General features: G+C 50.7%; 27 protein-coding genes. 15 read left to right on the top strand and 12 right to left on the bottom strand.

Annotation, left to right across the window (positions count from 1 at the left end; genetic code table 11):
• From ACYZYZ_RS10365 to ACYZYZ_RS10375, 3 genes are all read right to left on the bottom strand, one after another.
• Entirely contained in the window at positions 1–900 is a 900-nt protein-coding gene (locus ACYZYZ_RS10365; protein ID WP_305170314.1) for an MBL fold metallo-hydrolase, read from the bottom strand.
• A gap of 109 nt (positions 901–1,009) precedes the next feature.
• Positions 1,010–1,921 carry a cysteine synthase A gene (cysK, locus tag ACYZYZ_RS10370; protein WP_461484194.1) on the bottom strand — a complete coding sequence of 304 codons (912 nt, stop codon included), beginning with the start codon at positions 1,919–1,921 and terminating at the stop codon, positions 1,010–1,012.
• Between the two features lie 32 nt (positions 1,922–1,953).
• Positions 1,954–2,592, bottom strand: a complete 639-nt coding sequence (locus tag ACYZYZ_RS10375; RefSeq protein ID WP_305170316.1) for a DUF2959 domain-containing protein — start codon at positions 2,590–2,592, stop codon at positions 1,954–1,956.
• Positions 2,593–2,764: 172 nt separating this feature from the next.
• On the opposite strand from ACYZYZ_RS10375, the gene glyQ reads away from it, so the two are divergent.
• The 5 genes from glyQ to ACYZYZ_RS10400 all read left to right on the top strand — a co-directional run bounded on the left by glyQ (position 2,765) and on the right by ACYZYZ_RS10400 (position 7,349).
• On the top strand, positions 2,765–3,715 hold the full coding sequence (glyQ, locus tag ACYZYZ_RS10380; protein WP_461484195.1) for a glycine--tRNA ligase subunit alpha: 951 nt from the start codon (positions 2,765–2,767) through the stop codon (positions 3,713–3,715).
• A complete protein-coding gene (glyS, locus tag ACYZYZ_RS10385) occupies positions 3,712–5,799 on the top strand; it encodes a glycine--tRNA ligase subunit beta (RefSeq protein WP_305170318.1) in 2,088 nt (695 codons plus the stop codon). Before glyQ ends, glyS begins: the two co-directional genes overlap by 4 nt.
• Before the next feature lie 3 nt (positions 5,800–5,802).
• The gene (gene gmhB / locus ACYZYZ_RS10390; RefSeq protein ID WP_305170319.1) at positions 5,803–6,366 is read left to right on the top strand and encodes a D-glycero-beta-D-manno-heptose 1,7-bisphosphate 7-phosphatase; all 564 of its coding nucleotides are present in this window, start codon (positions 5,803–5,805) and stop codon (positions 6,364–6,366) included.
• Between the two features lies 1 nt (position 6,367).
• Positions 6,368–7,093: a lysophospholipid acyltransferase family protein gene (locus ACYZYZ_RS10395; protein WP_461484196.1), complete on the top strand. Its 726-nt coding sequence runs from the start codon at positions 6,368–6,370 to the stop codon at positions 7,091–7,093.
• Between the two features lie 82 nt (positions 7,094–7,175).
• Entirely contained in the window at positions 7,176–7,349 is a 174-nt protein-coding gene (locus tag ACYZYZ_RS10400) for a hypothetical protein (RefSeq protein ID WP_305170321.1), read from the top strand.
• Between the two features lie 74 nt (positions 7,350–7,423).
• Here ACYZYZ_RS10400 and gyrB read toward each other — a convergent pair whose 3' ends face one another.
• The 9 genes from gyrB to rpmH all read right to left on the bottom strand — a co-directional run bounded on the left by gyrB (position 7,424) and on the right by rpmH (position 17,810).
• Positions 7,424–9,841 (bottom strand): DNA topoisomerase (ATP-hydrolyzing) subunit B, encoded by a 2,418-nt coding sequence (gyrB, locus tag ACYZYZ_RS10405; RefSeq protein ID WP_305170322.1) that lies wholly within the window; start codon positions 9,839–9,841, stop codon positions 7,424–7,426.
• Between the two features lie 39 nt (positions 9,842–9,880).
• On the bottom strand, positions 9,881–10,987 hold the full coding sequence (recF, locus tag ACYZYZ_RS10410) for a DNA replication/repair protein RecF (protein ID WP_461484197.1): 1,107 nt from the start codon (positions 10,985–10,987) through the stop codon (positions 9,881–9,883).
• Positions 10,988–11,011: 24 nt separating this feature from the next.
• Positions 11,012–12,115: a DNA polymerase III subunit beta gene (gene dnaN, locus ACYZYZ_RS10415; RefSeq protein ID WP_461484198.1), complete on the bottom strand. Its 1,104-nt coding sequence runs from the start codon at positions 12,113–12,115 to the stop codon at positions 11,012–11,014.
• A 97-nt stretch (positions 12,116–12,212) separates the two neighbouring features.
• Positions 12,213–13,628, bottom strand: coding sequence for a chromosomal replication initiator protein DnaA (gene dnaA, locus ACYZYZ_RS10420; RefSeq protein WP_305170325.1), 1,416 nt, complete (start codon positions 13,626–13,628; stop codon positions 12,213–12,215).
• Between the two features lie 339 nt (positions 13,629–13,967).
• A complete protein-coding gene (mnmE, locus tag ACYZYZ_RS10425) occupies positions 13,968–15,326 on the bottom strand; it encodes a tRNA uridine-5-carboxymethylaminomethyl(34) synthesis GTPase MnmE (protein ID WP_461484199.1) in 1,359 nt (452 codons plus the stop codon).
• Positions 15,327–15,369: 43 nt separating this feature from the next.
• The gene (yidC, locus tag ACYZYZ_RS10430; RefSeq protein ID WP_461484200.1) at positions 15,370–17,046 is read right to left on the bottom strand and encodes a membrane protein insertase YidC; all 1,677 of its coding nucleotides are present in this window, start codon (positions 17,044–17,046) and stop codon (positions 15,370–15,372) included.
• A gap of 7 nt (positions 17,047–17,053) precedes the next feature.
• On the bottom strand, positions 17,054–17,287 hold the full coding sequence (gene yidD, locus ACYZYZ_RS10435; protein ID WP_305170329.1) for a membrane protein insertion efficiency factor YidD: 234 nt from the start codon (positions 17,285–17,287) through the stop codon (positions 17,054–17,056).
• Positions 17,284–17,649, bottom strand: a complete 366-nt coding sequence (gene rnpA / locus ACYZYZ_RS10440; RefSeq protein WP_461484201.1) for a ribonuclease P protein component — start codon at positions 17,647–17,649, stop codon at positions 17,284–17,286. The genes yidD and rnpA overlap by 4 nt, the downstream gene beginning before the upstream one ends.
• Before the next feature lie 26 nt (positions 17,650–17,675).
• The gene (rpmH, locus tag ACYZYZ_RS10445) at positions 17,676–17,810 is read right to left on the bottom strand and encodes a 50S ribosomal protein L34 (RefSeq protein WP_305170331.1); all 135 of its coding nucleotides are present in this window, start codon (positions 17,808–17,810) and stop codon (positions 17,676–17,678) included.
• A 580-nt stretch (positions 17,811–18,390) separates the two neighbouring features.
• Here rpmH and mnmG point away from each other — a divergent pair.
• The 10 genes from mnmG to ACYZYZ_RS10495 all read left to right on the top strand — a co-directional run.
• Complete coding sequence (gene mnmG, locus ACYZYZ_RS10450) at positions 18,391–20,274, top strand: tRNA uridine-5-carboxymethylaminomethyl(34) synthesis enzyme MnmG (RefSeq protein WP_461484202.1); 1,884 nt, start codon at positions 18,391–18,393, stop codon at positions 20,272–20,274.
• A 3-nt stretch (positions 20,275–20,277) separates the two neighbouring features.
• Complete coding sequence (rsmG, locus tag ACYZYZ_RS10455; RefSeq protein ID WP_461484203.1) at positions 20,278–20,904, top strand: 16S rRNA (guanine(527)-N(7))-methyltransferase RsmG; 627 nt, start codon at positions 20,278–20,280, stop codon at positions 20,902–20,904.
• Positions 20,905–20,914: 10 nt separating this feature from the next.
• Positions 20,915–21,709, top strand: a complete 795-nt coding sequence (locus tag ACYZYZ_RS10460; RefSeq protein WP_305170334.1) for a ParA family protein — start codon at positions 20,915–20,917, stop codon at positions 21,707–21,709.
• Positions 21,710–21,712: 3 nt separating this feature from the next.
• Positions 21,713–22,582: a ParB/RepB/Spo0J family partition protein gene (locus tag ACYZYZ_RS10465; RefSeq protein WP_461484204.1), complete on the top strand. Its 870-nt coding sequence runs from the start codon at positions 21,713–21,715 to the stop codon at positions 22,580–22,582.
• 183 nt (positions 22,583–22,765) lie between these two features.
• Positions 22,766–23,146: an ATP synthase subunit I gene (locus ACYZYZ_RS10470; protein WP_461484205.1), complete on the top strand. Its 381-nt coding sequence runs from the start codon at positions 22,766–22,768 to the stop codon at positions 23,144–23,146.
• Between the two features lie 25 nt (positions 23,147–23,171).
• Positions 23,172–24,032 carry a F0F1 ATP synthase subunit A gene (gene atpB / locus ACYZYZ_RS10475; protein WP_305170337.1) on the top strand — a complete coding sequence of 287 codons (861 nt, stop codon included), beginning with the start codon at positions 23,172–23,174 and terminating at the stop codon, positions 24,030–24,032.
• Positions 24,033–24,076: 44 nt separating this feature from the next.
• Positions 24,077–24,316 (top strand): F0F1 ATP synthase subunit C, encoded by a 240-nt coding sequence (gene atpE / locus ACYZYZ_RS10480; protein WP_305170339.1) that lies wholly within the window; start codon positions 24,077–24,079, stop codon positions 24,314–24,316.
• Between the two features lie 48 nt (positions 24,317–24,364).
• Positions 24,365–24,835, top strand: a complete 471-nt coding sequence (locus ACYZYZ_RS10485) for a F0F1 ATP synthase subunit B (protein WP_461484206.1) — start codon at positions 24,365–24,367, stop codon at positions 24,833–24,835.
• Positions 24,836–24,847: 12 nt separating this feature from the next.
• Positions 24,848–25,384, top strand: coding sequence for a F0F1 ATP synthase subunit delta (locus ACYZYZ_RS10490; RefSeq protein WP_305170341.1), 537 nt, complete (start codon positions 24,848–24,850; stop codon positions 25,382–25,384).
• 18 nt (positions 25,385–25,402) lie between these two features.
• A partial coding sequence (locus ACYZYZ_RS10495) for an HAS-barrel domain-containing protein (protein ID WP_461484207.1) occupies positions 25,403–25,998 on the top strand: 596 nt, incomplete at its 3' end.

Below are 25,998 nucleotides of genomic sequence, written 5' to 3' on the forward strand. Positions count from 1 at the left end.
TTAATTTCCCAAGCCACTATAAATAATGCCAAGCCATTGTTCCGTTGTCAGGAACTCGTCACCCCACTCTGCTTCGTAAGATTTTATGGGGTGCATGGCTATCACCTCCTGCAGTGATTTTCCCTCCGCTTGCAACGCACTGAGCGTGTTGAAAACACCGACCAGCATATCTCGGTAGGCCATCAGTTCAGCCCTATTCCCCACTGGCCCATGCCCGGGAATGATTTTTGTCTGTGCATCCGAGAGGGCAATGATCTGCTCGGTAGCCGCGATAACTCCTGCCAGGCTGCCGCCGTGTTCAACATCAATAAACGGGTAGAACCCGTTGAACCAGATATCCCCGGCGTGAATCACATTGGACTGCTGGAAGTGCACCACAGCATCGCCATCCGTATGGGCATTGGCCACATGGAAGACGTGGATGGTTTCCTGATTGAGATGAAACGTCGTATCGTGGCTAAAGGTAATCATCGGCAAGCCCTCACTGGAGAGCGCCGGAACATCCCGATTAAAGGCGGAGATATGGTTGTCACGGGAAAGCAGCTTTCTGACATTATCGTGTGCGATGATCAATGTGCCTTCGGCACCCAGGTTTTCATTTCCCCCGGTGTGGTCAAAATGCCAGTGGGTATTTACCAGAAACCTGGGTGTACCACCCCCCAGTTCACCGATCTGCCACAACAGTTTGCGCGTCAGCGGGGCAAACTGATCGTCAATCAGAAACGTGCCATCTTCTCCAATGGACACACCGAGGTTGCCGCCCTCTGCTATCAAGGCATACAGATTTTCACCAACCCTGGTGGTCTCAAAGTTGATGTTTTCCCAGTGATGGCCTGCAAGCGCCATGTTTCCACAACTCACCACTGCCGCCAGTACAAAGGTTTTCAGCACCCTGCTCATAAATCACTCCATTTCCATTAATTGTAGTTGCTGCTTGTCCCAACGATAAAAAAAGCCCCGGGGTTAAGGGGCTTTTTCTTATTAGATTTTAACGATCAGATGGCGGGCGCTAAAAGAGATCTTCTATGGATAGGTAGCGTTCACCGGTGTCGTAACTGAACACCATCACCTGACTACCAGGAGGAATCTCCGCCAGTTTCTGACTGACAGCGGCCAAACTGGCTCCGGACGAGATGCCGACGAAAATGCCCTCTTCCCTGGCACACCGCTTTGCCATTTCAAAAGAATCTTCCTCGGAAACCAGAATCGTCCCATCCAGAATGTCCGTGTTGAGTACTTGGGGAACAAAGCCGGCACCAATACCCTGAATGCGGTGAAGCCCTTTTTCTCCGCCACTGATGACCGGTGATTTCTCCGGCTCCACCGCCAATACCTGTGTATTGGGGAATTTTTCCTTCAGCACTTCAGCGCAACCGGTAATATGACCGCCAGTACCGACACCCGTGATCAGATAATCGATGCCCTCGGGGAAATCAGCGAGAATTTCCTGCGCAGTGGTTTCCCGGTGTACCTTGACGTTGGCGGGATTGACGAACTGTTGTGGCATCCAGGCATTATCTGTTTCTTCCAACAGCTCGTTGGCTTTGGCAATAGTACCGCCCATACCCAGCTCTTTGGGTGTCAGCACCAGTTCTGCGCCGAGCGCCTTGAGGTATCGGCGCCGCTCAACAGACATGGATTCCGGCATGGTCAGCACCAGGCGGTAACCTTTCACCGCGCAGGCCAGCGCCAGACCAATGCCCGTGTTGCCGGAGGTCGGCTCAATGATCACCGTATCCTTATTGATCAGGCCTTTCTCCTCCGCGTCTTCCAGCATGGCCAGCCCGATCCGGTCCTTGATGCTGGAGCCAGGATTAAAGCGTTCCACTTTCATCCAGACGCTCACATCCCCCGGAAAAAGTTTTCCCAAGCGTACATGGGGCGTATTGCCAATGGTTTCGAGAATGTTGTTGTATTTCATGCCGTGGTTCTCTGCGTTTGGTTATGTCTGGGTTAGTTCTGGATTCTATCTATAAACAGGTTAGCCTCATCGATAGATTTCTGCATATCCAGAATAAGTCGGTTTACATCGCCGCTGATGCTATTCAACTCTCCCTTGAGTGCATCTATCGCTCTGGCGTTCAGGTTGTGCTTGAGATAAAGCACCTGGTCGCGCATGGCAGTTAGCACCGGTTTGATACTTTTCTCGGCGCGACGCATGGCCGCCAGCAGGTGTTTGTATTTATACCGGGTGTCATGCAATTTTTTTGCACTGTCCTCACGCAGTGTCCGGTTCTCAATAAGCTGCAGCTCGTCTTCCCATTCATCAAACAGGTCTTCAGCGACATCTTCCACCGCCGCGATGCGCTCTGAGATCAGGTTCGCGGCTTCCACGCTATCCTGATATTCACTGTCCAGGCGGGTATATTGTTGCTCCAGATCGCCGCCATCAAAGTTAACCACGGCTCGATACTGTTCCAGTGCATCCCGGAATTGTTCTTGGGCATCTTCCTGTGCCGTTCGCGTATCTTCTATCCGATCAACCAGAATATCCCGCTTGTGAACGCCCACCTTTTCCCATGCGCTGTAATAGGCTGACTCGCAACCGAGCAGGGTGAAAAACAGAAAAAAGACACACCAGATTTTTTTCACTCGTCATACTTCCTTGATCTACAGTCCACGTTATTTTCTACCATTACCGAACACCATACCAATCCACCAGCATCAATCCCACATCCGGTCAGCGAACAGGGGGGAAACCCCTTACTATTCGTGGGTTGCAGCCTTATAATTGCCAGCTTTGCACGCCAATAGGGGAAGCCAGGTGTCACAGGCATCAGCGGACGTTTCAACATTTCAGGGGCTGATTCTGGCCCTGCAACAATTCTGGGCTCAGCATGGCTGTGTCATTCTGCAACCACTGGACATGGAAGTGGGTGCCGGCACATTTCATCCCGCTACCTTTTTAAGGGCTATCGGGCCGGAAACCTGGAATAGCGCCTATGTTCAGCCCTGTCGCCGTCCCACCGATGGCCGATACGGTGAAAATCCCAACCGGCTGCAGCACTATTACCAATTCCAGGTAGTACTCAAGCCGTCCCCCGACAATATTCAGGACCTGTACCTTGAGTCGCTTCGCATGCTGGGTATTGATACCGCCATTCACGATATCCGCTTTGTTGAGGACAACTGGGAATCACCAACCCTGGGCGCCTGGGGTCTGGGCTGGGAAGTCTGGCTAAACGGCATGGAAGTTACCCAGTTCACCTACTTTCAACAAGTTGGCGGTTTGGAATGCTACCCGGTCACCGGTGAAATCACCTATGGTCTGGAGCGTATTGCCATGTACCTGCAGGGTGTGGACAGTATCTATGATCTGGTGTGGACCCATGGCCCTGAGGGCGATGTCACCTACGGCGATGTGTTTCACCAAAATGAAGTAGAAATGTCCACCTTCAACTTTGAGGAAGCCAATGTCGATTTTCTGTTCAAGAGTTTCGATGTCTACGAACAGGAAAGTCAGCGGTTGATTGAAAAGGGACTGCCCTTACCGGCATACGAAATGGTTATGAAGGCCTCCCACGCGTTTAACCTGCTGGATGCTCGCCACGCTATTTCAGTCACCGAGCGCCAGCGTTTTATTCTGCGGGTTCGCACCTTGGCCCGCGCCGTAGCACAGGCTTATTTTGATTCACGCCTTGCCCTAGGCTTCCCTCTGGCGCCTAAGGCCCTGGCAGAAGAAGTTACCCGTCTGGCTGCGGAGGTTAAGGTATGAGCGCTGATTTTCTGGTTGAAATTGGTACCGAAGAACTGCCACCCAAGGCGCTGCTGAGCCTATCTGAAGCTTTTCGCGATGAAATCCTCGCCCAGCTTTCAGAACGCGAGCTGACCTTTGGAGAGGTAACAAGTTACGCCGCACCCCGTCGACTGGCTCTCTGCATCAAAGCACTGGATGAACAAACTCCGACCCAGGAAATCATCGCCTGGGGACCACCGGTCAATGTTGCCTTCAAGGATGGCCAGCCAACCCGTGCCGCCGAAGCCTTTGCCAGTAAAAACGGCATTGCTATTGACGAACTTTCCAGCAAAGTGGAGAACGATGGCAAGCAGGACAAGCTATGTCACCGCGCCACCCAGGCAGGCGAAGCCACTGAATCCCTTCTCGGTACTATCGTGGAAAAAGCCCTGGCTGCCCTGCCTATTCCGAAACGCATGCGCTGGGGTGCCCGCCGCGAAGAATTTGTCAGGCCGGTTCATTGGGTGCTGATGTTGTTGGGCGACCGCGTGGTGCCAGCGAAAGTTCTCGGCCTCGATGCCGGGCAGCAAACCCGCGGACACCGTTTTCACGCACCGGCAGCCATTACCATTGATTCTCCCTCAAGCTACGCGGAACAGTTGCGCAGTGCCTACGTGATTGCGGACTTTTCCGAACGCCGTGAACTGATCCGGAAAGGCGTTACTATCGCCGCCAAAGAAGCCGGCGGTAACGCAGTCATCGATGACAGTTTGCTGGATGAAGTCACCGCGCTGAATGAATGGCCGATTCCGCTGGTGGGTCGCTTTGAAGAACGCTTCCTGCAAGTACCGCCTGAAGCACTGATTTCTTCCATGAAAGAGCACCAGAAATACTTTCATGCAGTAGATGCTGAGGATAATTTGCTCCCTCTGTTTATCACGGTGGCAAACATTGAGAGTCGCGATCCCGCACAAGTGGTGGATGGCAATGAGCGCGTGATCCGTCCACGGCTCAGCGATGCCGCCTTCTTCTATGACACTGATCGCAAAACATCTCTGGAATCACGCCGGGATGCCCTCAAGTCCATTGTCTTCCAGGCGCAACTCGGCACGCTGTATGACAAAACAGAGCGGGTAGCCCGACTGGCTGAATCGCTGGCTGGCAGCACCGGTGCCGATCCAAAACTGGCGGCCCGCGCTGCCCAGTTGTGCAAGTCGGATTTGGTCAGCGAAATGGTCGGCGAATTTGATGATTTGCAAGGCATCATGGGGCGCTACTATGCCGTTAATGATGGCGAACATGCCGAGGTAGCGGAAGCATTACTGGAACAGTACCTGCCCCGCTTCGCCGGTGACCAACTGCCGCAAACAGCCACCGGTGCTACACTGGCCATCGCCGATCGCTTGGACACATTGGTTGGCATCTTCGGTATTGGCCAGCCACCGACTGGCTCCCGCGACCCTTTCGCCCTGCGTCGTGCCAGCCTGGGTGTGCTGCGCATTCTGGTTGAGAAAAAACTGGACCTGGATTTGCGCACGGCCCTAACCCTTGCCGCTTCGGCTCACGATTTACCATCAATCAAGACGGGCTCTGATAAAGTCGTAGAGCAAGTACTTACTTACATGGTTGACCGCTTCCGCGCTTGGTACGAAGATGAGTCTATCCCCGTAGAAGTTTTCCTGTCCGTTGCAGCACGCCAGCTCAGTAACCCCCTGGATATTCACCTGCGGGTACAGGCTGTTAATGCCTTCAACCAGCTTCCGGAAGCACAGGCATTGGCCGCTGCGAACAAACGCGTTTCCAATATTCTTACCAAACAGGACACGGCATTTAACAACACGGCCATTGATAACACGCTGCTCAATGATCCTGCTGAGCAGGTACTGGCAAAAACACTGGTGGAACTCAGTAATCAGGTTAAACCTCTACTGAAGACCCGCGACTATACCGATGCCCTGAAAAAGCTGGCCTCCCTCAGGGAACCTGTGGATCGCTTCTTTGATGACGTGATGGTCATGGTGGATGATGTTGCTGTTCGCAATAACCGTCTGGTGTTGCTACAGCAGCTGCGGGAACTGTTCCTGGAAGTGGCAGATATTTCACTGCTGGTTCCCGCCAAGTAAGCCATGAAGCTTATTATTCTCGATCGGGACGGTGTCATTAATCAGGACTCCGACAACTACATTAAATCATTGGAAGAATGGGTGCCGATCCCCGGCAGTATCGAAGCCATCGCTCGTCTTTCCAATGCCGGCTATACCGTGGTGGTTGCCACCAACCAGTCCGGCATTGGTCGCGGCCTGTTTGACCTTGACGAGCTGGAAGCCATGCACGCCCGACTGAACGAGCTGGTACTGGAACAGGGCGGCGAGTTATCCGGCATTTTTTATTGCCCACATACGCCAGATGACCAGTGCCTCTGTCGCAAACCGGCCCCTGGTTTACTGGCTGCAATTGCAGAGGAGTTTTCTACAGACCTCGCTGGTGTGCCATTAATCGGCGATAGCCTGCGGGATCTGCAAGCCGGACTCAAATACCACTGCTCTCCGATTTTGGTCAGAACCGGCAAGGGCGCAGCAACGGAAAGCAAGTTGGCACAACAGCCCGAATCCGAACTGGCAACTGCGCCGGTTTTTGACGACCTGTCGGCTGCCGTCACCAACCTGCTTGAGACAACACAGGACAGCTAACATGAATACACCCATCATGTATCTGCGCTCCATTTGCTTTTATGTGCTGTATTTTCTGATCGTTATTTTTTTCGGTGTTTTGTCTTCCCTGTCTGGACCTTTCCTCAGTTACATAAACCGTCATCACATGCTGACGACCGCCGGTATGCTGATTGTTCGTTCCCTGAGTCTGACCTGCGGGGTAAAAATCAAAGTAGAGGGCCTGGAAAACATTCCCGATGGCCCCTGTGTTGTACTCAGCAAGCACCAGTCCACCTGGGAAACCTTTTTCCTGCAGCGCCTGTTTATGCCAGTTAGTACCATATTGAAGCAGGAACTGCTGAAAATCCCTTTTTTTGGTTGGGGTATTCGCCTTATGCACCCCATCGCTATTGATCGCAGCAATCCCAGGCAAGCCATGGTTCAGGTGATGCAACAGGGAAAACAGCGTATTTCCGAAGGTAATCGCGTTGTGATTTATCCCGAGGGCACGCGCACCCCTTACGGCAAAGTAGGGAAATACGGACGCAGCGGTGCGGCACTGGCCATTGCCTCCAAGGTCCCTGTCGTCCCCATTGCCCACAATGCCGGATACTGCTGGCCATCTCATCAGTTACTGAAGCGTTCCGGTGTGGTTCATGTCGTCATTGGCAAGCCTATCAGCACTACCGATAAGGAAAGCCAGGCGCTTACCGAAGAAGTGAAAGAATGGATCGAAGGGCAGCAAGACAGGCTTGATGTGCGTTAATAGCCAAGATAACGTTCTGTATATGGCGGGTGTTAGCGGGTTAGCCTAGACTGTATCAATAATATTCAGGGAGAAAAAACCTATGTCACCGTTAGATAATGGTACTTACACAGGCCCAGAACGCCGCTCCGACCAACGTCGAAAAAAAACAGATCGGCGTGAAGATATTCGTTTTGAGCCAAGCAAGGACGATCGCCGGCAGGGTAAGGGTCGTCGTAAATCCGATGGTGATCTCTGGCGTCAGCGTGAAGAGTAATCCTTGCTGACAAGTATACATCCCGTCATAAAAAAACCGGCCTTTAAGCCGTTTTTTTTATTTATATCAATGGGTTAGACGTCAAGATTCGTCACAAGAAGCGCATTGCTCTCAATAAATTCTCGACGCGGTTCTACCTGGTCACCCATTAGGGTATTGAACATCTGATCTGCCGCTATGGCATCTTCCACGGTCACCCGCAACATTCTGCGGGTTTCAGGGTTCATGGTGGTTTCCCACAACTGCTCCGGGTTCATCTCACCCAGACCTTTATAGCGCTGAATATTGTAACCCCTCCGGGATTCCTGCATTAACCAGTTGATCACCTCACTGAAGCTGCTCACGGGTTTACTACGCTCACCGCGTTGAACGTAGGCACCCTCCTCTAACAACCCCTGGAGTTTCTCCCCCAATGATCGAATAGCGGCATATTCGCCGGAAGCAAAAAAGTCATGGCTGATACGATACGTGGTTGGTACGCCATGTGCCGTAATTTCGATAGATGGCCGGTAGATATGCCGTTCAGTATCTTCCTCCACTTCCACTCGATAACGGTGTCCTCCGGCAATATTATCCAGCTCCAAGCTGGCAGACAGCTCACTGCACCACTTTGCAACAGTTGCGCGGTCTGACAGGGCCTGCGTATCCAGAGCCGGCAAGTACACCATTTTGTGTAATACTCCCTCTGGATAAACCCGGGACATTCTCTCAATAATACTCATCACACGGCGGTATTCCGTCACCAGTGACTCCAGAACAGTACCGCTAATTCCCGGCGCCTCAGCACTGACGTGCAAACTGGCATTTTCCAGTGCTGACTGGGTGAGAAAGTCTGTAAGTGCCTGATCATCCTTAAGATATTGCTCCTGCTTACCTTTGCTGATCTTGTAGAGGGGCGGCTGGGCAATGTAGATATGACCACGCTCCACTAGCTCCCGCATCTGTCTAAAAAAGAACGTCAGCAACAGCGTGCGAATATGAGAGCCGTCCACATCGGCATCGGTCATGATCAGAATGGTGTGATAACGAAGTTTTTCTGGGTTAAATTCCTGAGCCCCGATGCCGCAACCCAGAGCAGTAATCAGTGTTCCCACCTCTGCACTGGACAGCATCTTGTCAAAACGAGCTTTTTCTACGTTCAGAATCTTACCTTTCAACGGCAGAATTGCCTGTGTGCGTCGATCCCGCCCCTGCTTGGCAGATCCACCCGCAGAATCACCCTCCACCAGATAAAGCTCTGACAATGCCGGGTCCTTTTCCTGACAGTCTGCCAACTTACCCGGCAACCCTGCGATATCCAGAGCTCCTTTGCGGCGCGTCATTTCTCGGGCTTTACGGGCGGCTTCCCGAGCGCGAGCTGCTTCAACCATTTTGGTTACAACACTTTTCGCATCCTGGGGATTTTCCAGTAGGTAATCGCCAAACTGGGCCCCCATTTCCTGTTCTACAGCGGTTTTTACCTCAGAACTGACCAGTTTGTCCTTGGTCTGTGACGAGAATTTCGGATCCGGCACTTTGACAGAGATAATCGCGGTTAAACCTTCGCGTGCATCATCCCCCGTGGTGCTGACCTTGGCATTTTTGCCAATACCTTCCTTTTCTATGTAGTTATTCAGGGAGCGTGTCAGCGCGGCACGAAATCCTGCCAAGTGAGTACCGCCATCTCTCTGAGGGATGTTATTGGTATAGCAGAAAATATTTTCCTGAAAGCTGTCATTCCACTGCAGGGCAACTTCCACACCAATACCGTCATCCCGCTGCATATCGAAGTGCATGACTTGGTTGATGGTATTTTTGTTAACGTTCAGGTACTCAACGAAGGCTTTCAGACCTCCCTCATACTCAAACACATCTTCTTTTCCTGTGCGCTCATCCATTAGCACAATGCGCACGCCTGAATTCAGGAAAGACAGCTCCCTGAGCCGTTTCGCGAGCATTTCAAAGTGAAATTTGATGTTGCTGAAAGTCTCTGGTGAGGGGATAAAGTGAATCGCAGTGCCAGTTTCTTTGGTTTCGCCAACAATTTTCAATGGTTCCTGGGGTACGCCATGATGATAGGTTTGTTCGTAAACATTACCTCCACGACGGATGGTGAGACGCAACACAGAAGACAGTGCATTTACTACCGAAACACCCACACCATGTAAGCCACCCGATACTTTGTAGGTATTATCGTCAAACTTACCACCAGCATGCAGTACCGTCATAATGACTTCTGCCGCAGACACCCCCTCTTCGTGAATCTCTGTGGGTATACCACGGCCATTATCAACCACCGTGACTGACTCATCCGGGTGAATGATAACTCTGATTTCTGTGCAATGACCGGCTAACGCCTCATCGATAGAGTTATCGACTATTTCGAACACCATATGGTGTAGGCCTGTGCCATCATCAGTATCACCGATGTACATTCCTGGCCGCTTTCTTACCGCATCGAGACCCTTTAGGACCTTGATACTGGACGAGTCGTAATTCTGTTCTTCGCTCATGGTTTGTCCTGTAACGACATTAATAGCCCGAATATGGGCTCAATCACCAGCCTCTTCCGTGATTTCACCCTGTTCCACGTGGAACAATTTTATGGCCTGTGGCGGCGACCCTTCCCACAGCCCCAACAATACGTGTTTGTCGACACCTGTTATAAACACCTGCGCCCCCAGCCGCCCTAGCAGCCTGGTCACTAACATGCGGTGCCTCAAATCCAATTCCGCTGCTAAATCATCTATTAGATATAAGCCATGCCGTCCCGTTTTCTGGTGGTACAAGTACCCCTGAGCAACCAACATGGCTATAGCCAGTATTTTTAATTGTCCTCTGGACAGTACATCACTGGCATTATGTCTATCTATACGTATTCTCAAGTCTGCCCGGTGTGGCCCGTGATGCGTAGTCTTAAACTGTTGGTCTCGACTTCGGTCTTCCAACAGAATCTCTGATAGGGTCTTATCTTCATCCCAACCCTTAAACAGCGCAAACCTGATATCCTGCAACTCTGGCGACAGCTCCTGCAACACATCATTCAGCACAGGAAGAAGTCGCTCTAGGTAACCTTCTCTTGCCGCGGTTATCTGCTCCGCAGAATCGACAAGCTCTTTGTCCCAAGTAGCCAGTAAGTCAGTGTCTATTCTAACATGCCGAAGGAGTGAATTGCGTTGCTTAAGGGTACGCTGGAATCGTTGAAACTGTCGCTGATAGCCTTGTTCCACGTGGAACACACCCCAATCAAGGAAGCGACGGCGATGCTGTGGTGAGCCCTCCAGCAGATTAAAACCATCCTGGTTGATCAGCAGAATTGGGAGAGCCTCTGCCAGCGATGATGCCGTATTGACTGATACCCCACCCACTTTGAAGATTCCACTACCTTGCCGATAGCGTGTTACACCTAGAGGAATTTCCCTGCCACTCGACTCCCTCGACAGACCAAAGACCGTACACCCGGTCTGACCCTCATTGATCACTGCCTGAATTTGTCGATTTCTAAATGAGCGCCCTCGCCCCAGCAAAAAGGCAGCCTCCAGAAGACTGGTTTTACCACTTCCGTTGCTACCGTAAAACAGGTTGAGTGTTGGGCTGAGATGGAGCTGGATCGGCTTGAGATTTCTCAAGCCGCTAACATCCAGTTTTGTCAGGGGCATAGTGTGCTACACGGACCCACTTTTTTAGAGACGCATGGGCATGACAACATAAGCCGCGCTTTCGTCTTCCGGATCCTGCATCAATGCACTGCTGTTGGCATCTGATAACACGAATCGTACATCCTTGCCTTTCAGCACATTGAGAACATCTATGATATAGCTGACATTAAAGCCAACCTCGAGCTCGCCGGAGTTGTAGTTAACCACCACTTCCTCCTGAGCCTCTTCCTGCTCAGGGTTGTTAGCCGTCATGGTCAATACGCCATCTCCGAGTACTAAGCGTACGCCACGATATTTTTCATTGGAAAGAATGGATGTGCGACTGAAGGCATGGCGAAGATCTTCACGATTACCAGTTAATGGCTTGTCTCCACCCTTGGGTAAAACCCTCTCATAATCCGGATAGGAGCCATCAACCAGTTTTGAAGTAAAACAGCACTCTGGGGTGGTGACACGGATATGATTATTACCGAGAACTACCGTAACCTCTCCTTCTCCACCCATCAGCCGGGATAACTCTATAACTGCCTTGCGCGGAACAATGACCTGGATCGGGGACTGATCAACTCCCGGCAATGAAGCATCTTTCATGGCGAGGCGGTGGCCATCTGTCGCCACTGCCCTGAGACGGCCGTCGCCCACTTCGAGCAACATGCCATTAAGGTAGTAGCGGACATCCTGCTGTGCCATGGCAAATGCTGTACTGTCCAGCAACTGCTTAAAAAGGCCCTGATCAATGTTGAACTCGCAATTACCTGGACCACCATCAACACTGGGGAATTCGCTGGCTGGGAGTGTGGACAAAGTAAAACGACTGCGACCACTAGTAATGAGCAAACGGCCCGCAGCTTCTTCCTGCAGGGACAACTCACTTCCATCGGGTAGTGAACGACAAATATCCATCAGCTTTCTTGCTGGTACGGTAATTTCTCCCTCGTCGGACATACTCTCCATCTTGAGTTGGCCGATGATTTCCACTTCAAGGTCAGTACCTGTTAAAGATAGCCGACCATCTTTTAAGGAGATCAAAACATTGGACAGGATTGGCAGTGTCTGACGGCGTTCTACTACACCAACTACCAGCTGAAGCGGCTTTAAAAATTCTTCTCGCGATACGCTGAACTTCATCCGTTATTCATCCCAACTATTAGAAGAGTAAAAGTAAAGAGGTTGCTTATTATGAGCGATAAATGTACCAAGGACAGGCGTTTATTTAATCAGCTTTTTAGGTCGTTAATGTTCTCATCAACTGCTTGATATCATCGCTGATTTCTCGACTGGTTTCCTGCAATTCTTTCACCTTGCGGCAAGCATGCAAAACCGTGGTGTGGTCGCGGCCACCAAAAGCTTCTCCGATTTCCGGAAGGCTGTGACTGGTGAGCTCTTTGGCCAGAGCCATGGCAACCTGCCGAGGCCTGGCAATGGAACGACTACGCCTTTTCGATAATAGTTCTGACAACTTTACCTTGTAGTATTCAGAGACTACTCGTTGAATATTATCAATCGTGACCAACTTGTCCTGCAGCGCCAGCAGGTCCCGCAACGACTCCCTGATAAGATCTATATCAATGGGCCTGCCTGTGAAGTGAGCGCTTGCTATCACCCTTTTTAGTGCACCCTCTAGCTCTCGAACATTAGAACGCAGACGCTGGGCAATAAAAAAAGCCGAATCCGTGGGTAGCTCAACTTTAGCCTGCAGCGCTTTCTTGATCAGAATAGCCACCCGGGTTTCCAGCTCGGGTGGCTCTACAGCTACGGTTAGGCCCCAACCGAAACGAGACTTCAGCCGCTCTTCCAAGCCATCTATTTCCTTGGGGTAGCGGTCACAGGTGAGGATCATTTGCTGCCCGCCTTCCAACAAGGCATTGAAGGTGTGAAAGAACTCTTCCTGGGATCGCTCTTTGCCAGCAAAAAACTGTATGTCATCAATTAGCAGCGCATCAACGGAACGGTAAAACCGTTTGAAATCATTGATGGCATTTAACTGCAGAGCTTTTACCATATCGGCAACAAAACGCTCTGAGTGAAGATAAATAATTTTTGCGTTGGGCTTTTGCTGTCGAAGCGCATTCCCTACCGCGTGCATGAGGTGCGTTTTACCGAGCCCAACACCTCCGTAAATAAAGAGCGGGTTATATGAACTACCCGGGTTCTCTGCCACCTGACGGGATGCCGCTAAAGCCAACTGGTTGGATTTACCCTCCACAAATGAAGAAAACGTGAACGTTTCATTTATATTGCTTTGGTGATTTAGCCCACCTTCTACTCCCGAATTTCGGGTGTCAGGAACGACCTGGACGCGAGTTGTACTTTCAATTACGGGCGCATTTACCTTTGGAATGTCCACCGGTGGCAGTTTCACCGCCGGTGAGAGCGTTCCGGATTCCACGGTCACTGAGCAACGCTTACCGCTAATCTGCTGGAATAGCTCAACAATGCGATCAAGGAACTTGTCGGATACCCAGTCTTTGACGAACCGGTTCGGGGCAAGGAGTTGAATGTTGTTTGTGCTGTCTTCGGGTGCGGCCGGTTGGCCATCAGGAATATTCAGCGTCAGGGGTCTTATCCAGGTATTGAATTGTTGGGCGGGTAGCTCTTCCTGCAAGCAACCCAGACATTTTTCCCAAAGTACTTGTGCCAAGCCCAACCCCTTTTTTGTTTTATCCGTTCGATTGTCGCTAACTGCTACGCTCTTTTTTGTGCCGATAGTCTATCGGGAATAACCCTGCTTATCCACACCTGTTCATAATTTTTGCGAAGGAACAAAAAATAATAACTTGTTGTTTATCATTGGGTTACCAAATATCAATTGACTTATATTATGCACAGATAAAAATAATTTTTTGATTGTTTTTTGACCATATCCTATGGATAACCTGTTGGTATCTAGTGGACATGCAGGGGGTTATCTGTCGAGAAACTTCTAAGGTATTGTTCTTGCTAGGTTCTTAGAATTTGGTGACCGAGCCTCTAGCAAGAGTCACTTGCCAATACAAAAACTGGAAAAGATTCTACCCAGCATATCATCTGCGGAGAACTCGCCCGTGATTTCGCCCAGGGCCTGCTGGGCCAGCCTGAGATCTTCCGCCAACAGCTCCCCTGCTCCTGCCTCCTGCAGCTGGGTATGGCCTGCTACCAGGCTGGTTTGTGCCCGGTGCAAAGCATCAAGGTGTCTGCGTCGTGCGATAAATGTTCCCCCACCTCCACCGGTATAACCCATACAATCCTTGAGGTGGGTAATTAAGGCGTCTAGCCCCAAGCCCCCTTTGGCCGACAACGCTATTACCGGGGTAGCGGCACTTTCATCCAGACCACAGGGTAACCCCGACAGGTCAGCCTTGTTCAGAATAAAACTGATATTGGTTTTATCAGGATAGCGCTCATAAAACTCTGGCCAGATCTGCTTAGCCTGCAGGGAATAGTCGTCCGTACTATCGATAACAAAAAGCACCCGGTCTGCATTTTCGATTTCCTGCCAGGCTCTTCGTATGCCCTCCATCTCGACGATATCCCCTGTCTCCCGCAGGCCCGCAGTATCAATGACATGCAATGGCATGCCATCAATACTGATTTCCTCCCGCAGCACATCGCGAGTAGTGCCGGCAATATCGGTGACGATGGCACGCTCCCTACCCGCAAGCGCATTGAGGAGGCTCGATTTGCCTGCGTTGGGTTTGCCGGCAATAACCACGGTCATCCCATCGCGCAATAAACTGCCCTGTTGGGCCTGTTTAAGCACTTCACTCAGCTTTTTATTTAGGACGCAGAGCTGCGTCAATACCTGACCATCGGCAAGGAAATCGATTTCCTCCTCTGGAAAGTCGATAGCGCCTTCAACGTAAATCCGAAGGGATATCAATCCCTCAACCAGTTCATGTATTCGGTTTGAGAAAACACCCTGCAAAGATCGCACAGCGCATCGAGCCGCCTCACTGGAAGAAGCATCAATTAGATCAGCAACCGCTTCTGCCTGAGCCAGATCAAGCTTGTCATTAAGGAATGCCCGTTTAGTGAATTCTCCCGGCTCAGCCAATCGCGCACCCAGAGATAGCGCGCGCCTCACCAGAAGGTCGAGGACTACCGGCCCCCCATGTCCCTGGAGTTCTAACACATCCTCGCCGGTAAAGGAGTTTGGCGCCTTGAAATAAATGGCTAACCCCTGATCAATTACCTCTCCACCTGAATCCAGGAAATCACAAAATGTGGCGTTTCTCGGATCCAGATTTTTTCCAACAACAGACGCTATAAAAGGCAGGATGTTCTTGCCGGATAGCCGCACAATACCAACACCACCCCTACCGGGGGCCGTGGCAACTGCGACAATGGTATCTTGATCCAAAACCCAACCTCCGAGAAAAAGGGCTCCCGAAGGAGCCCCTATCTTATTTTTTTGCCGGTGCGCCCTCAATCTGACGTGTGATGACCCACTGCTGAGCAATGGACAGCAGGTTGTTCACCGTCCAATACAACACCAGGCCGGCTGGGAAGAACATGAAGAAGAAAGTAAATGCTATTGGCATCATCTGCATGATCTTCGCCTGGGTGGGATCCGGTGGCGTTGGGTTCAATCGCATCTGTACAAACATGCTGGCACCCATTAACAGTGGCAGGATGAAGTAGGGGTCTTTGACTGACAAATCACTAATCCAGAGAATCCACGGCGCGTGACGCAACTCAACACTTTCAAACAGCACCCAGTAAAGGGAAATAAAGACGGGCATCTGAACCAGGATAGGCAGGCAGCCACCCATGGGGTTTACTTTTTCCCGTTTGTACAGATTCATTGTTTCCTGGGAAAGTTTTTGCCGATCATCTCCATAGAGGTCTTTTAAACGTGCCATCTCTGGCTGCAGCTTCCGCATATTAGCCATTGAACGATAACTGGTTGCCGACAGCTTGAAAAAAGCCAACTTGATAAGAACTGTCAGCAGAATGATCGACCAACCCCAATTACCGATGAGTCCCTGTATATGGTAAAGAACCCAGAAGATGGGTTTGGCGACCCACCAGAGCCAACCATAATCGACGGTGAGGTCCAGGTAAGGTGATATTTCCTCCAACCGATACTGATCCTTGGGACCAGCATAAAAAGAGGCTTTCAGTTCACCTGTTGTGCCGGGGGCTACATCAATCTGCGGAGAGGTAAAACCTAGCGCATAAAGATCCTGATTACCAAGCTTGCGCAGATTAAAATGGTTGACGGCCGTCTGATCAGGAACCCAGGCACTTATGAAGTAGTGCTGGATCATCGCCACCCATCCTCCGGTCAGGTTTTCCTTGAAAGCCTCTTTTTGCAGGTCTTCAAAATCCAGCTTTTTGTAGTTTTCTTCGGTGGTACGCAACGCCGCTCCCAGGTAGGGGCTCATACCCATACCATTAGTGGCCTGGGGTTGATGGCTGTCGCGCTTTATTTGACCAAATAGTGCCGCCTTCCAGGGCTGATCACTCTTGTTGTCCACCAGATAGGAGACATCAAGCAGATAATCACCACGGTTGAGGGTATAGCGCTTGATGATAGAAACGGCACCCAGCTGATAGGTCATATCGACCTGAAGACTTTGTTGATCGGCAGCGATGGAAAAAATGTCTGATGTCGCCGCGAAAATTGGGCGATTTTTGCTGGTATCAGTGCCATTGGGACCAATCAGCCCACTCTGGGCAATGTAGGTAGTGGTAGCAGTGCGATTAAGCAGAATAAACGGGTCTGTGCTGTTTTCCAGTTCCGTCAAATGCTTGAGTAGTTCTATGCGAACAATATCACCACCATGGGTATCAACGATGACTTTCAACACATCTGTAGTGATGGTAACGAGTCGGCTTTTTGTCGGCTCAACTGAAAGGGTTGGTGTTTGCGGGGTGTTTGAATCGACAACAACCTCCGGCAGGTCACTCGCCGTTTCTGCCGCGGGAGTCAGGTCCGGTGTTTCCGGTACCAACGCCTCAACCATACTATTGTCTGGTTGGGGCTTATGGGCTTCCTGAAATGTGTTCCATTCCAGGAACAGCATGTAAAGCACCACGAGCATGGCGCCAATAAGCAGCGAACGTTGCCAATCCATAGTTATTTCAACTCTGAGTTTGTTCTGGTTCTGGTACCGGGTCATAACCCCCGGGGTGAAAAGGGTGACATTTTATAAGCCGACGCAGGGTTAGATAACCCCCTTTTAATGTTCCGTGGTGATTTACTGCTTCAATGGCATAGCAGGAACAGGTCGGGTGAAAGCGACAGCGATTACCCAGGAGCGGGCTGACAAGGTATTGATAACCTCTGATTAAAGAGATGATTGCAGCACGTATCATTTTTCCGCTTCCAGCATTCGGCACAGGCGCTGCCAGCTTTGATTAAGCAAGCTGGTTTGCTCACTGTGTGTCAGTTGATCGAGACCCTGACGTGCTAGAAAAATGATATCAAGTGAATCTAAATAACCTTGGGCAGAGCGAAATGTCTCGCGCGCCACCCGTTTTACACGGTTGCGATCTACTGCGTGACGGATATTTTTCTTGGCGACCACCAGACCCAGCCTGGGGTATGAGAACTGATTGGGCCTTGCCAGCAGCAACAGGTTTGGGTGAGCAACCTTATAGCGCGTGTCACCAAAAACAGCCCGGTAAGACCGGGCTGTCAGTAGGCGTTTATTTCTTCCAAAAGTAAACTCGGGCACATGTCTGCCCTGATAGATGATATCTATCAGGCCGCTAGGCGCTTCCGACCTTTTGCACGACGGCGGTTAATCACCTGACGGCCATTTTTGGTGGCCATACGAGCGCGGAAACCGTGAGTACGTTTACGCTTGAGCACGCTGGGCTGAAATGTTCTTTTCATGACTGACTTCCGTTAACTGTGTAATACCTTGCAAAGGGCGGGCGATTTTAATGAAAAACCTGCCCAAGATCAACGAATCATATGGGGTTGGCAAAAATATCTCCTCCACCCTGGTTATACACAAAGTTATCCACATATGAACACAGGTTACCCACACCACTGATTAACTTGTGGGTAATAGGGGGCACAAACCCATGAATAACCTCAGGATGAAATTGTGTATAACTCTGCATCTGGCTTTTCTGGGGATAAAGTGGCCTTTTATCCACGACTAACTCAAGGGTAAGAGGCAGCTATCATGCAGGTTACTACGAGGGTTTTAAGTGGGATAAAATATTGTTTTTATTAGCAAAAAAAGGGTTTTACACAGAAAGTGTTCCCTCTATATATAACTATAAGTTTAAGAACTTATATATCTATACATATATATCTATTTATTTTTCTTTGCTCATAATCTTACTCACATCATCAGTTCATCTCCTTCATACTGAAAAAACCTTCAACGAAAGGCGATTATTTTTTAGTCAATCTTTCGTATAATGGCGCCCCTTTTTCACTTCCCCTTGAGGTGTTACCCACAATGGACTATCCAGACAACTTTGATGTCATTGTCATTGGGGGTGGCCACGCCGGAACGGAAGCCTGCCTTGCAGCAGCTAGAATGGGCTGCAAAACCCTGTTATTGACGCACAACATCGAAACGTTGGGGCAGATGTCCTGTAATCCCGCCATTGGTGGTATTGGGAAGAGCCACCTGGTTAAAGAGGTGGATGCTTTGGGTGGTGCCATGGCGAAGGCCACCGATCTAGGTGGCATACAATTCCGGGTTCTTAACTCTCGCAAAGGGCCTGCAGTGAGAGCAACCCGGGCTCAGGCTGATAGAGTGCTCTACAAGGCGGCTATACGGAGTATTTTGGAAAACCAGCCCAATCTCTGGATTTTTCAGCAGTCAGCCGAAGATCTCATCGTTGACGATCATCGCGTCACCGGGGTTGTAACCCAGATGGGCCTGCGATTTATGGCTCAGGCGGTGGTATTAACGACAGGAACATTTCTGGGCGGAAAAATTCATATCGGGCTGGAAAACTATGCCGGTGGCAGAGCGGGTGACCCGCCATCCATTGATCTGGCGAAACGACTGCGTGAGTTACCCTTGCGTGTCGACCGGTTGAAAACAGGCACCCCGCCGCGTATTGATGCACGGAGCGTAGACTTCAGTGGGTTGCAGGTACAGTGGGGTGACCAGCCGGAACCGGTCATGTCTTTTCTCGGTTCGGTCGATGAGCACCCGGAACAAACCTGTTGCCATGTGACTTACACCAATGATCGCACCCATGACATTATTCGCAGCGGCATGGATCGCTCACCCATGTATACCGGCGTGATCGAAGGCATTGGCCCCCGTTATTGTCCATCCATCGAGGACAAAGTCGTGCGCTTTGCCGATAAGGAAAGCCACCAGATTTTCATTGAGCCGGAGGGTTTGAGTACCCACGAATTGTACCCTAACGGTATTTCTACCAGTTTGCCTTTTGATGTGCAGATGCAACTGGTGCGCTCAATATCCGGATTTGAAAATGCCCATATCACCAGGCCCGGCTATGCCATCGAGTACGATTTCTTCAACCCTCAGGATCTGAAGTATTCTCTGGAAAACAAGTTTATCAACGGACTGTATTTCGCAGGTCAGATCAATGGCACCACCGGCTATGAGGAAGCGGCGGCACAGGGGTTACTGGCAGGCATCAATGCGGGTCTTCTGGTTCAGGGAAAAGAGCCCTGGTGTCCCCGCCGGGACGAAGCCTATATCGGCGTGCTAGTCGATGATCTTATTACCATGGGTACCCGTGAACCCTATCGGATGTTTACCAGCCGGGCCGAATATCGTCTTTTACTGCGTCAGGATAATGCGGATCTCAGATTGACAGAAACCGGGCGGCAACTCGGTGTCGTGGATGACAGCCGTTGGCAGGCCTTTGCAAAAAAACGCGAACAGATAGAGCGTGAGCAGCAACGCCTGCGAACCACCTGGGTACAACCGGGCAGTGAGCAAGCTGGTGTGCTGGAGCAAAAAACAGGGGCAACCTTAAGCAGGGAGTACAGCCTGCATGACTTGCTGAAGCGTCCGGAACTGGGCTATAGCGATATCAGTACAATGAACGAAGAAATGATTCCTGGTGATGTGGCGGAACAGGTTGAAATTGATGCCAAATACGCTGGCTATATCGACCGCCAACAGGAAGAAATCGAACGCATGCAGCGCCAGGAAAATACACCGATACCGGCAGATTTCGACTATGACTCGGTGAAAGGATTATCCAACGAGGTCAAGCAGAAACTGGCGGCGGCGCAACCGGATACCTTGGCCAGAGCGTCCAGGATTCCTGGCGTAACCCCAGCGGCCATCTCATTGCTGCTGATTTACCTTAAAAAGAAATCCGTATCCGAGCAGAAAATAGCCTGACGTATGGCTGATTTGGCTTCTAAATTGCGGGCAGGCCTTGATGCGCTTGAACTTCCCCTCTGTGATCAGCAGGTTGCATTACTGCTGGACTACCTGTCGCTGCTACAAAAGTGGAACAGGGCATATAACCTCACGGCTGTGCGAGATCCGCATGAAATGTTATACCTGCATCTACTGGATAGCCTAAGTATTGCCAAATATATTCAGGGCAATGAGCTGATCGACGTAGGGACAGGGCCGGGCCTTCCTGGTATCCCTCTGGCGATCTGTTTTCCAGACCGCAAGTTCACTCTGCTGGACAGCAATGGCAAAAAAACCCGCTTTCTGTTTCAGGCAAGAAATAGCTTGAACCTTGATAATGTCCGAGAAGTGCAGAGCCGGGTTGAAGCTTACCAACCAGATACACACTTTGATGCTGTGATCAGCAGGGCTTTCAGCAGCCTGCTCGATATGGTGGAAAAATGTTCACACCTGCTGGCAACTGGAGGTCGCTATTACGCGATGAAGGGCCAATACCCCCAGCAGGAGTTGAGTGAGTTGCCAAAACACTATAATGTCATTGCCTCACATCGGCTAGAAGTGCCAGGGGTGGAGGGTCAGCGACACCTGGTAGAGATAGCACCTGCTTGAGGACCCCGCTTTGACCAAGACATTTGCCATCGCCAACCAGAAGGGAGGCGTGGGTAAAACCACCACCAGTGTCAATTTGGCAGCATCCCTTGCCACCTTCAACAAAAGAATCTTGTTGGTGGATATGGATCCCCAGGGTAATGCCACCATGGGTTGTGGAATCAACAAAAACCTGCTGGCGATCAGTGTACTCGATGTACTCACGGGCGATACAGTGACAGAAAAGGCCCTGCATCGCTGTGAGTCGGGAGCCTTTGACGTACTGCCAGCAAATGGTGATCTTACTGCAGCCGAGGTAGAGCTGTTGAAACTTCCTAGCCGGGAGAGTCGATTGCGCCACGCCCTGGCTAGAGTGAAACAGAACTACGATTACATCATCGTCGATTGCCCCCCATCCTTGAGTCTGCTCACAGTAAACTCGCTGGTGGCTTGTGATGGCGTGATTATCCCGATGCAGTGTGAGTATTATGCCCTGGAGGGTTTATCGGCTCTTGTAGGAACCATCGGAAAAATAGGCCAGTTCCTAAACCCGGGATTGCAGGTCCAGGGCATACTTCGCACCATGTATGACCCACGCAACAGTCTGACCAACGAGGTGACAGGCCAGTTACGCCAGCATTTTGGCGATCGTGTATACCGCATCGCGATACCCCGCAATGTACGTTTAGCGGAAGCGCCTAGTTACGGACAGCCGGCACTGGTTTACGACAAACATTCAAAGGGAGCGCTGGCTTACCTGGGGCTCGCCGGAGAAATCATTCGTAGAGAAAAAGCCGCCAGGGCGCAAACGGGAACTACAGGTTAAGTTATGGTCAAGAGAAAAGGTTTGGGGCGCGGTCTGGATGCTCTGCTTGGGGTAGAGGAGAGCTCATCCACCAGCGAGGCTGGTCAGGACAACGAGCATCTGAAAGAGCTTCCGGTTGAATTCATGCGTCGTGGCAAGTATCAGCCACGCAGGGATATGCACCCGGAAGCCTTGGAAGAACTGGCAGACTCAATTCGGGCACAGGGCGTCATGCAGCCGATCGTGGTTCGCTCCCTGGGCGAGGACAGCTACGAAATCATCGCTGGAGAGCGTCGCTGGCGCGCCTCGCAACTGGCCGGTCTGGAGACCATTCCCGCCCTGATCAGAAATGTTTCCGACGAATCGGCTATGGCCATGGCGCTGATTGAAAATATCCAGCGCGAAGACCTGAATGCCATGGAAGAAGCCCAGGCGTTGATACGCCTTCAGGAAGAGTTCGGGCTAACACAACAGCAGATTGCACAGGCAGTGGGTAAATCCCGGAGCAGCGTAGCCAACTTTCTGCGACTGACGGCTCTCACAGAAGAAGTACAAAAATTACTGGAACACGGTGATCTGGAAATGGGTCATGCAAAAGTGCTGCTCGGGCTGGAAGGAGACCGTCAAGTTGAGGCGGCACGCCAGGCTGTAGCGCGAGGCATGTCTGTGCGACAGATTGAAGATCTGGTAAAGCGCATGCAGCATGAGCAGAACCAGCCAGAAAAAACGAATGAAAAGAAAGTAGATCCGGATATCAGGCGTCTTGAAGAGCGTCTTGAAGGGCAACTGAGTGTTCCTGTGCGTATTGAACACTCTGCCAAGGGAAAAGGAAGGCTGGTTTTGAAGTACAATAGCCTCGATGAGCTCGAAGGGATACTCGACCATATCAAATAGTGATCATTGATGATTAATCATAAGTTACATCAATTGCCATTATTTGCCGCAAAGGTGCTGGAACTGGCCAGTAATGGCAAAGATTTGTTGAATCTGAAAATTGGACTACCTATAATTGCCGCCCGTTTGGGTCGGTGAAATTATGGGCTCAGGCAAACAATGCGGATGGGGGGTAGCTACTTTATGAAAGCTACCATCAAGGTACCACCGGTAGGTCGCATAGCGCTGATAGAACTGGCAATACTCATGGTTGCCACGTTGATCACACTACCGATAGATGTAACCTTATCCAGCTCTCTGATGATTGGCGGCATTATTTATGTGATGCCCCATGCCTACTTCACACGATGGGCATTTCGCTATCAGGGAGCCAGACAGGCCCCGAAAATACTGCGAGCCATATACTGGGGAGAAACGGGCAAGTTGTTGCTCACGTTGGTTTTGTTTGGCCTCACATTTAAGTATGTTGAGGAATTAAACTTGCCAGCATTGTTTCTCGGGTATGGCGCTATGGTAATAGTGCAGTGGTTTTATGCCGCTAAGGCATTGAACGCTAACAGATAGACCTCGCTGGTTTGAGAGACAAGAAATGGCAGGCGACACGCAACAGACGGGTACAGAATATATTCAGCACCACCTGACCAACCTGACGTTTGGTCATACGGAGCACGGTTGGGGATTTGCGCACAGTGCTGCAGAAGCCAAAGAAATGGGCTTCATGGCAATCAATGTGGACAGCTTGGGCTGGTCAATTGGTCTGGGTTTGGTTTTCGCTTTGTTGTTCCGTTGGGCAGCCAAAAGAGCGACCACAGGTATTCCTACCGGCTGGCAGAATTTTGTAGAACTGATGGTTGAGTTTGTGGATGGGACTGTTAAAGACAGCTTCCATGGCCGCAACCCCTGGATTGCCCCGATGGCGCTGACCATCTTCGTTTGGGTGTTCCTGATGAACCTTATGGACTTGATACCGGTAGATGTTGTGCCGTATTTGATGAGCCTGGCAGGTGTCCACTTTCAGAAAATCGTACCTTCGACTGACCCCAACATCACCCTGGGCATGGCCTTGGCCGTATTCTCGATGATTATCTACTACAGCATCAAAGTGAAGGGTGTTGGTGGATTCCTGGGTGAACTGTCCCTTCAGCCTTTCAGTGCAAAAAACCCACTGGTACAGGCGATATTCGTCCCTATTAACCTGGCCCTTGAGCTGGTTGGCCTGCTGGCCAAGCCCTTCTCTCTGGGTCTGCGGCTCTTCGGTAATATGTATGCCGGGGAAATGATTTTCATCCTGATTGCCATGATGTATAGCGCGGGATTGATACTGGGCACGTTCGGTGGTGTTTTACAGTTGGGGTGGGCGATATTCCACATCCTGGTCATCACCCTGCAGGCATTTATTTTTATGGTTTTGACCATCGTGTACCTGAGCATGGCGCACGAAGATCACTGATTTACGTTTAACTTTATAACTTACTCTAGTATTAGGAGAAAAAAATGGAACTTATCATGATCGCAGCCGCAATTATGGTTGGGTTTGGCGCACTGGGTGCCGCTGTTGGTATGGGCCTCTTGGGTGGCAAGCTGCTGGAAGGCACCGCACGTCAACCGGAATTGGGTCCCATGCTGCAAGGTAAAATGTTCCTGCTTGCTGGTCTGATCGATGCGATCCCCATGATCGGTGTGGGTATCGGCATGTACCTGATCTTCGCTGTTGCTCCAGGTGTCGCAGCTTAATTTTGACATCCCGATTCTTTTACTTAACTCCAAGAACGAGGTGTTGGTGTGAATATTAACCTGACCCTATTCGGGCAGCTGATTTCTTTCCTGTTCTTCATATGGTTCTGCAAGAAATTTGTATGGGCTGCCCTTATCGGTGCAATGGAAGAGCGGCAAAAGAAGATTGCTGATGGTCTGGATGCTGCTGACCGTGCCTCTCGAGATCTCGAGCTGGCACAGGAAAAAGCGGGTGAGCAACTCAAGGAAGCCAAGCAAGAAGCGGCGGTTATTCTTGAGCAGGCTAACAAGCGAGCAAGCCAGATCGTAGATGAAGCGAAGCAACAGGCGAAAGCTGAAGGCGATCGTTTGAAAGAAGCTGCTCAGGCAGAGATTGACCAGGAAGTTAACCGTGCGAAAGAAGAGCTTCGCAAACAGGTTTCTGTTCTGGCACTTGCGGGTGCTGAAAAAATCCTGCAGGCAAACATCGACGAAAACGTTAATCGCGAGCTGGTCGATAATCTGGCAGCACAGCTGTAACCGAGGTTTGACATGGCTGAATTGAGCACTCTGGCTCGGCCCTATGCAAAAGCGGCGTTTGAATTCGCCGCCGACGCGGGTGATCTGCAAGGCTGGTCTGACAGCCTTGCGGTTGCCGCTGCCGTAGCACAACAGGATGCAGTGGAAAAACTGCTGAGATCGCCCAGTTATACGGCGGCGCAGCAGGCAGAAAAAATGGTACAGATTTGTGGTGATTCCCTATCGTCAAAAGCGCTGAACTTTGTTCAGGTTTTGGCTGAAAATCGCCGTCTGCAACTACTGCCAAATATTTATCAGCAGTTCGAAGTACTGAGAGCCAATCGCGAGAAAACCCTTGAGGTGACTGTGACCGCGGCTGCAGCTATCAGTAACGAACAACAAGAAAAGCTGGCCAGTGCGCTAAGCGCGAAACTGGAACGTACCGTCAATATGCAGGTGTCTGTAGACAGCAACCTGATAGCTGGCGCAGTGGTACGGGCTGGGGATACCGTCATTGATGGATCCATACGCGGACGTTTGGCTAAACTCGCCGAAGCATTAAATTCCTAGGATTGAGGACCAGAGCAAATGCAGCAACTGAATCCATCCGAAATCAGTGAGATCATCAAGCAGAGAATCGATAATCTTGATGTTTCATCTGAAGCGCAAAATGAAGGTACTATCGTATCGGTATCCGACGGTATCATCCGCATCCACGGCCTTGCCGATGTGATGTATGGTGAGATGATCGAATTCGAAGGTGGTGTCTATGGTATGGCACTGAACCTGGAGCGTGACTCTGTCGGTGCCGTAATTCTCGGTGACTACCAGTCACTGGCAGAAGGTCAGAAAGCCCGTTGTACAGGTCGCATTCTTGAAGTACCGGTTGGTCCGGAACTAGAAGGACGCGTCGTTGATGCACTGGGTAATCCGATTGATGGCAAGGGTCCAATCAACGCAAAAGAAACTGATGCAATTGAAAAGGTTGCTCCAGGTGTAATTGCACGTCAGTCGGTTGATCAGCCAGTACAAATTGGTTTGAAAGCCATTGACTCTATGGTGCCGATTGGCCGTGGCCAGCGCGAGCTGATCATTGGTGACCGTCAAACGGGTAAGACAGCCATCGCGCTGGATACCATTTTGAACCAGAAAAGCGTGAACGCCACTGACGACGAGAGCAAGAA

Origin of the sequence: Porticoccus sp., from assembly GCA_023261185.1 — a bacterium.
GTDB lineage: Bacteria > Pseudomonadota > Gammaproteobacteria > Pseudomonadales > Porticoccaceae > Porticoccus > Porticoccus litoralis.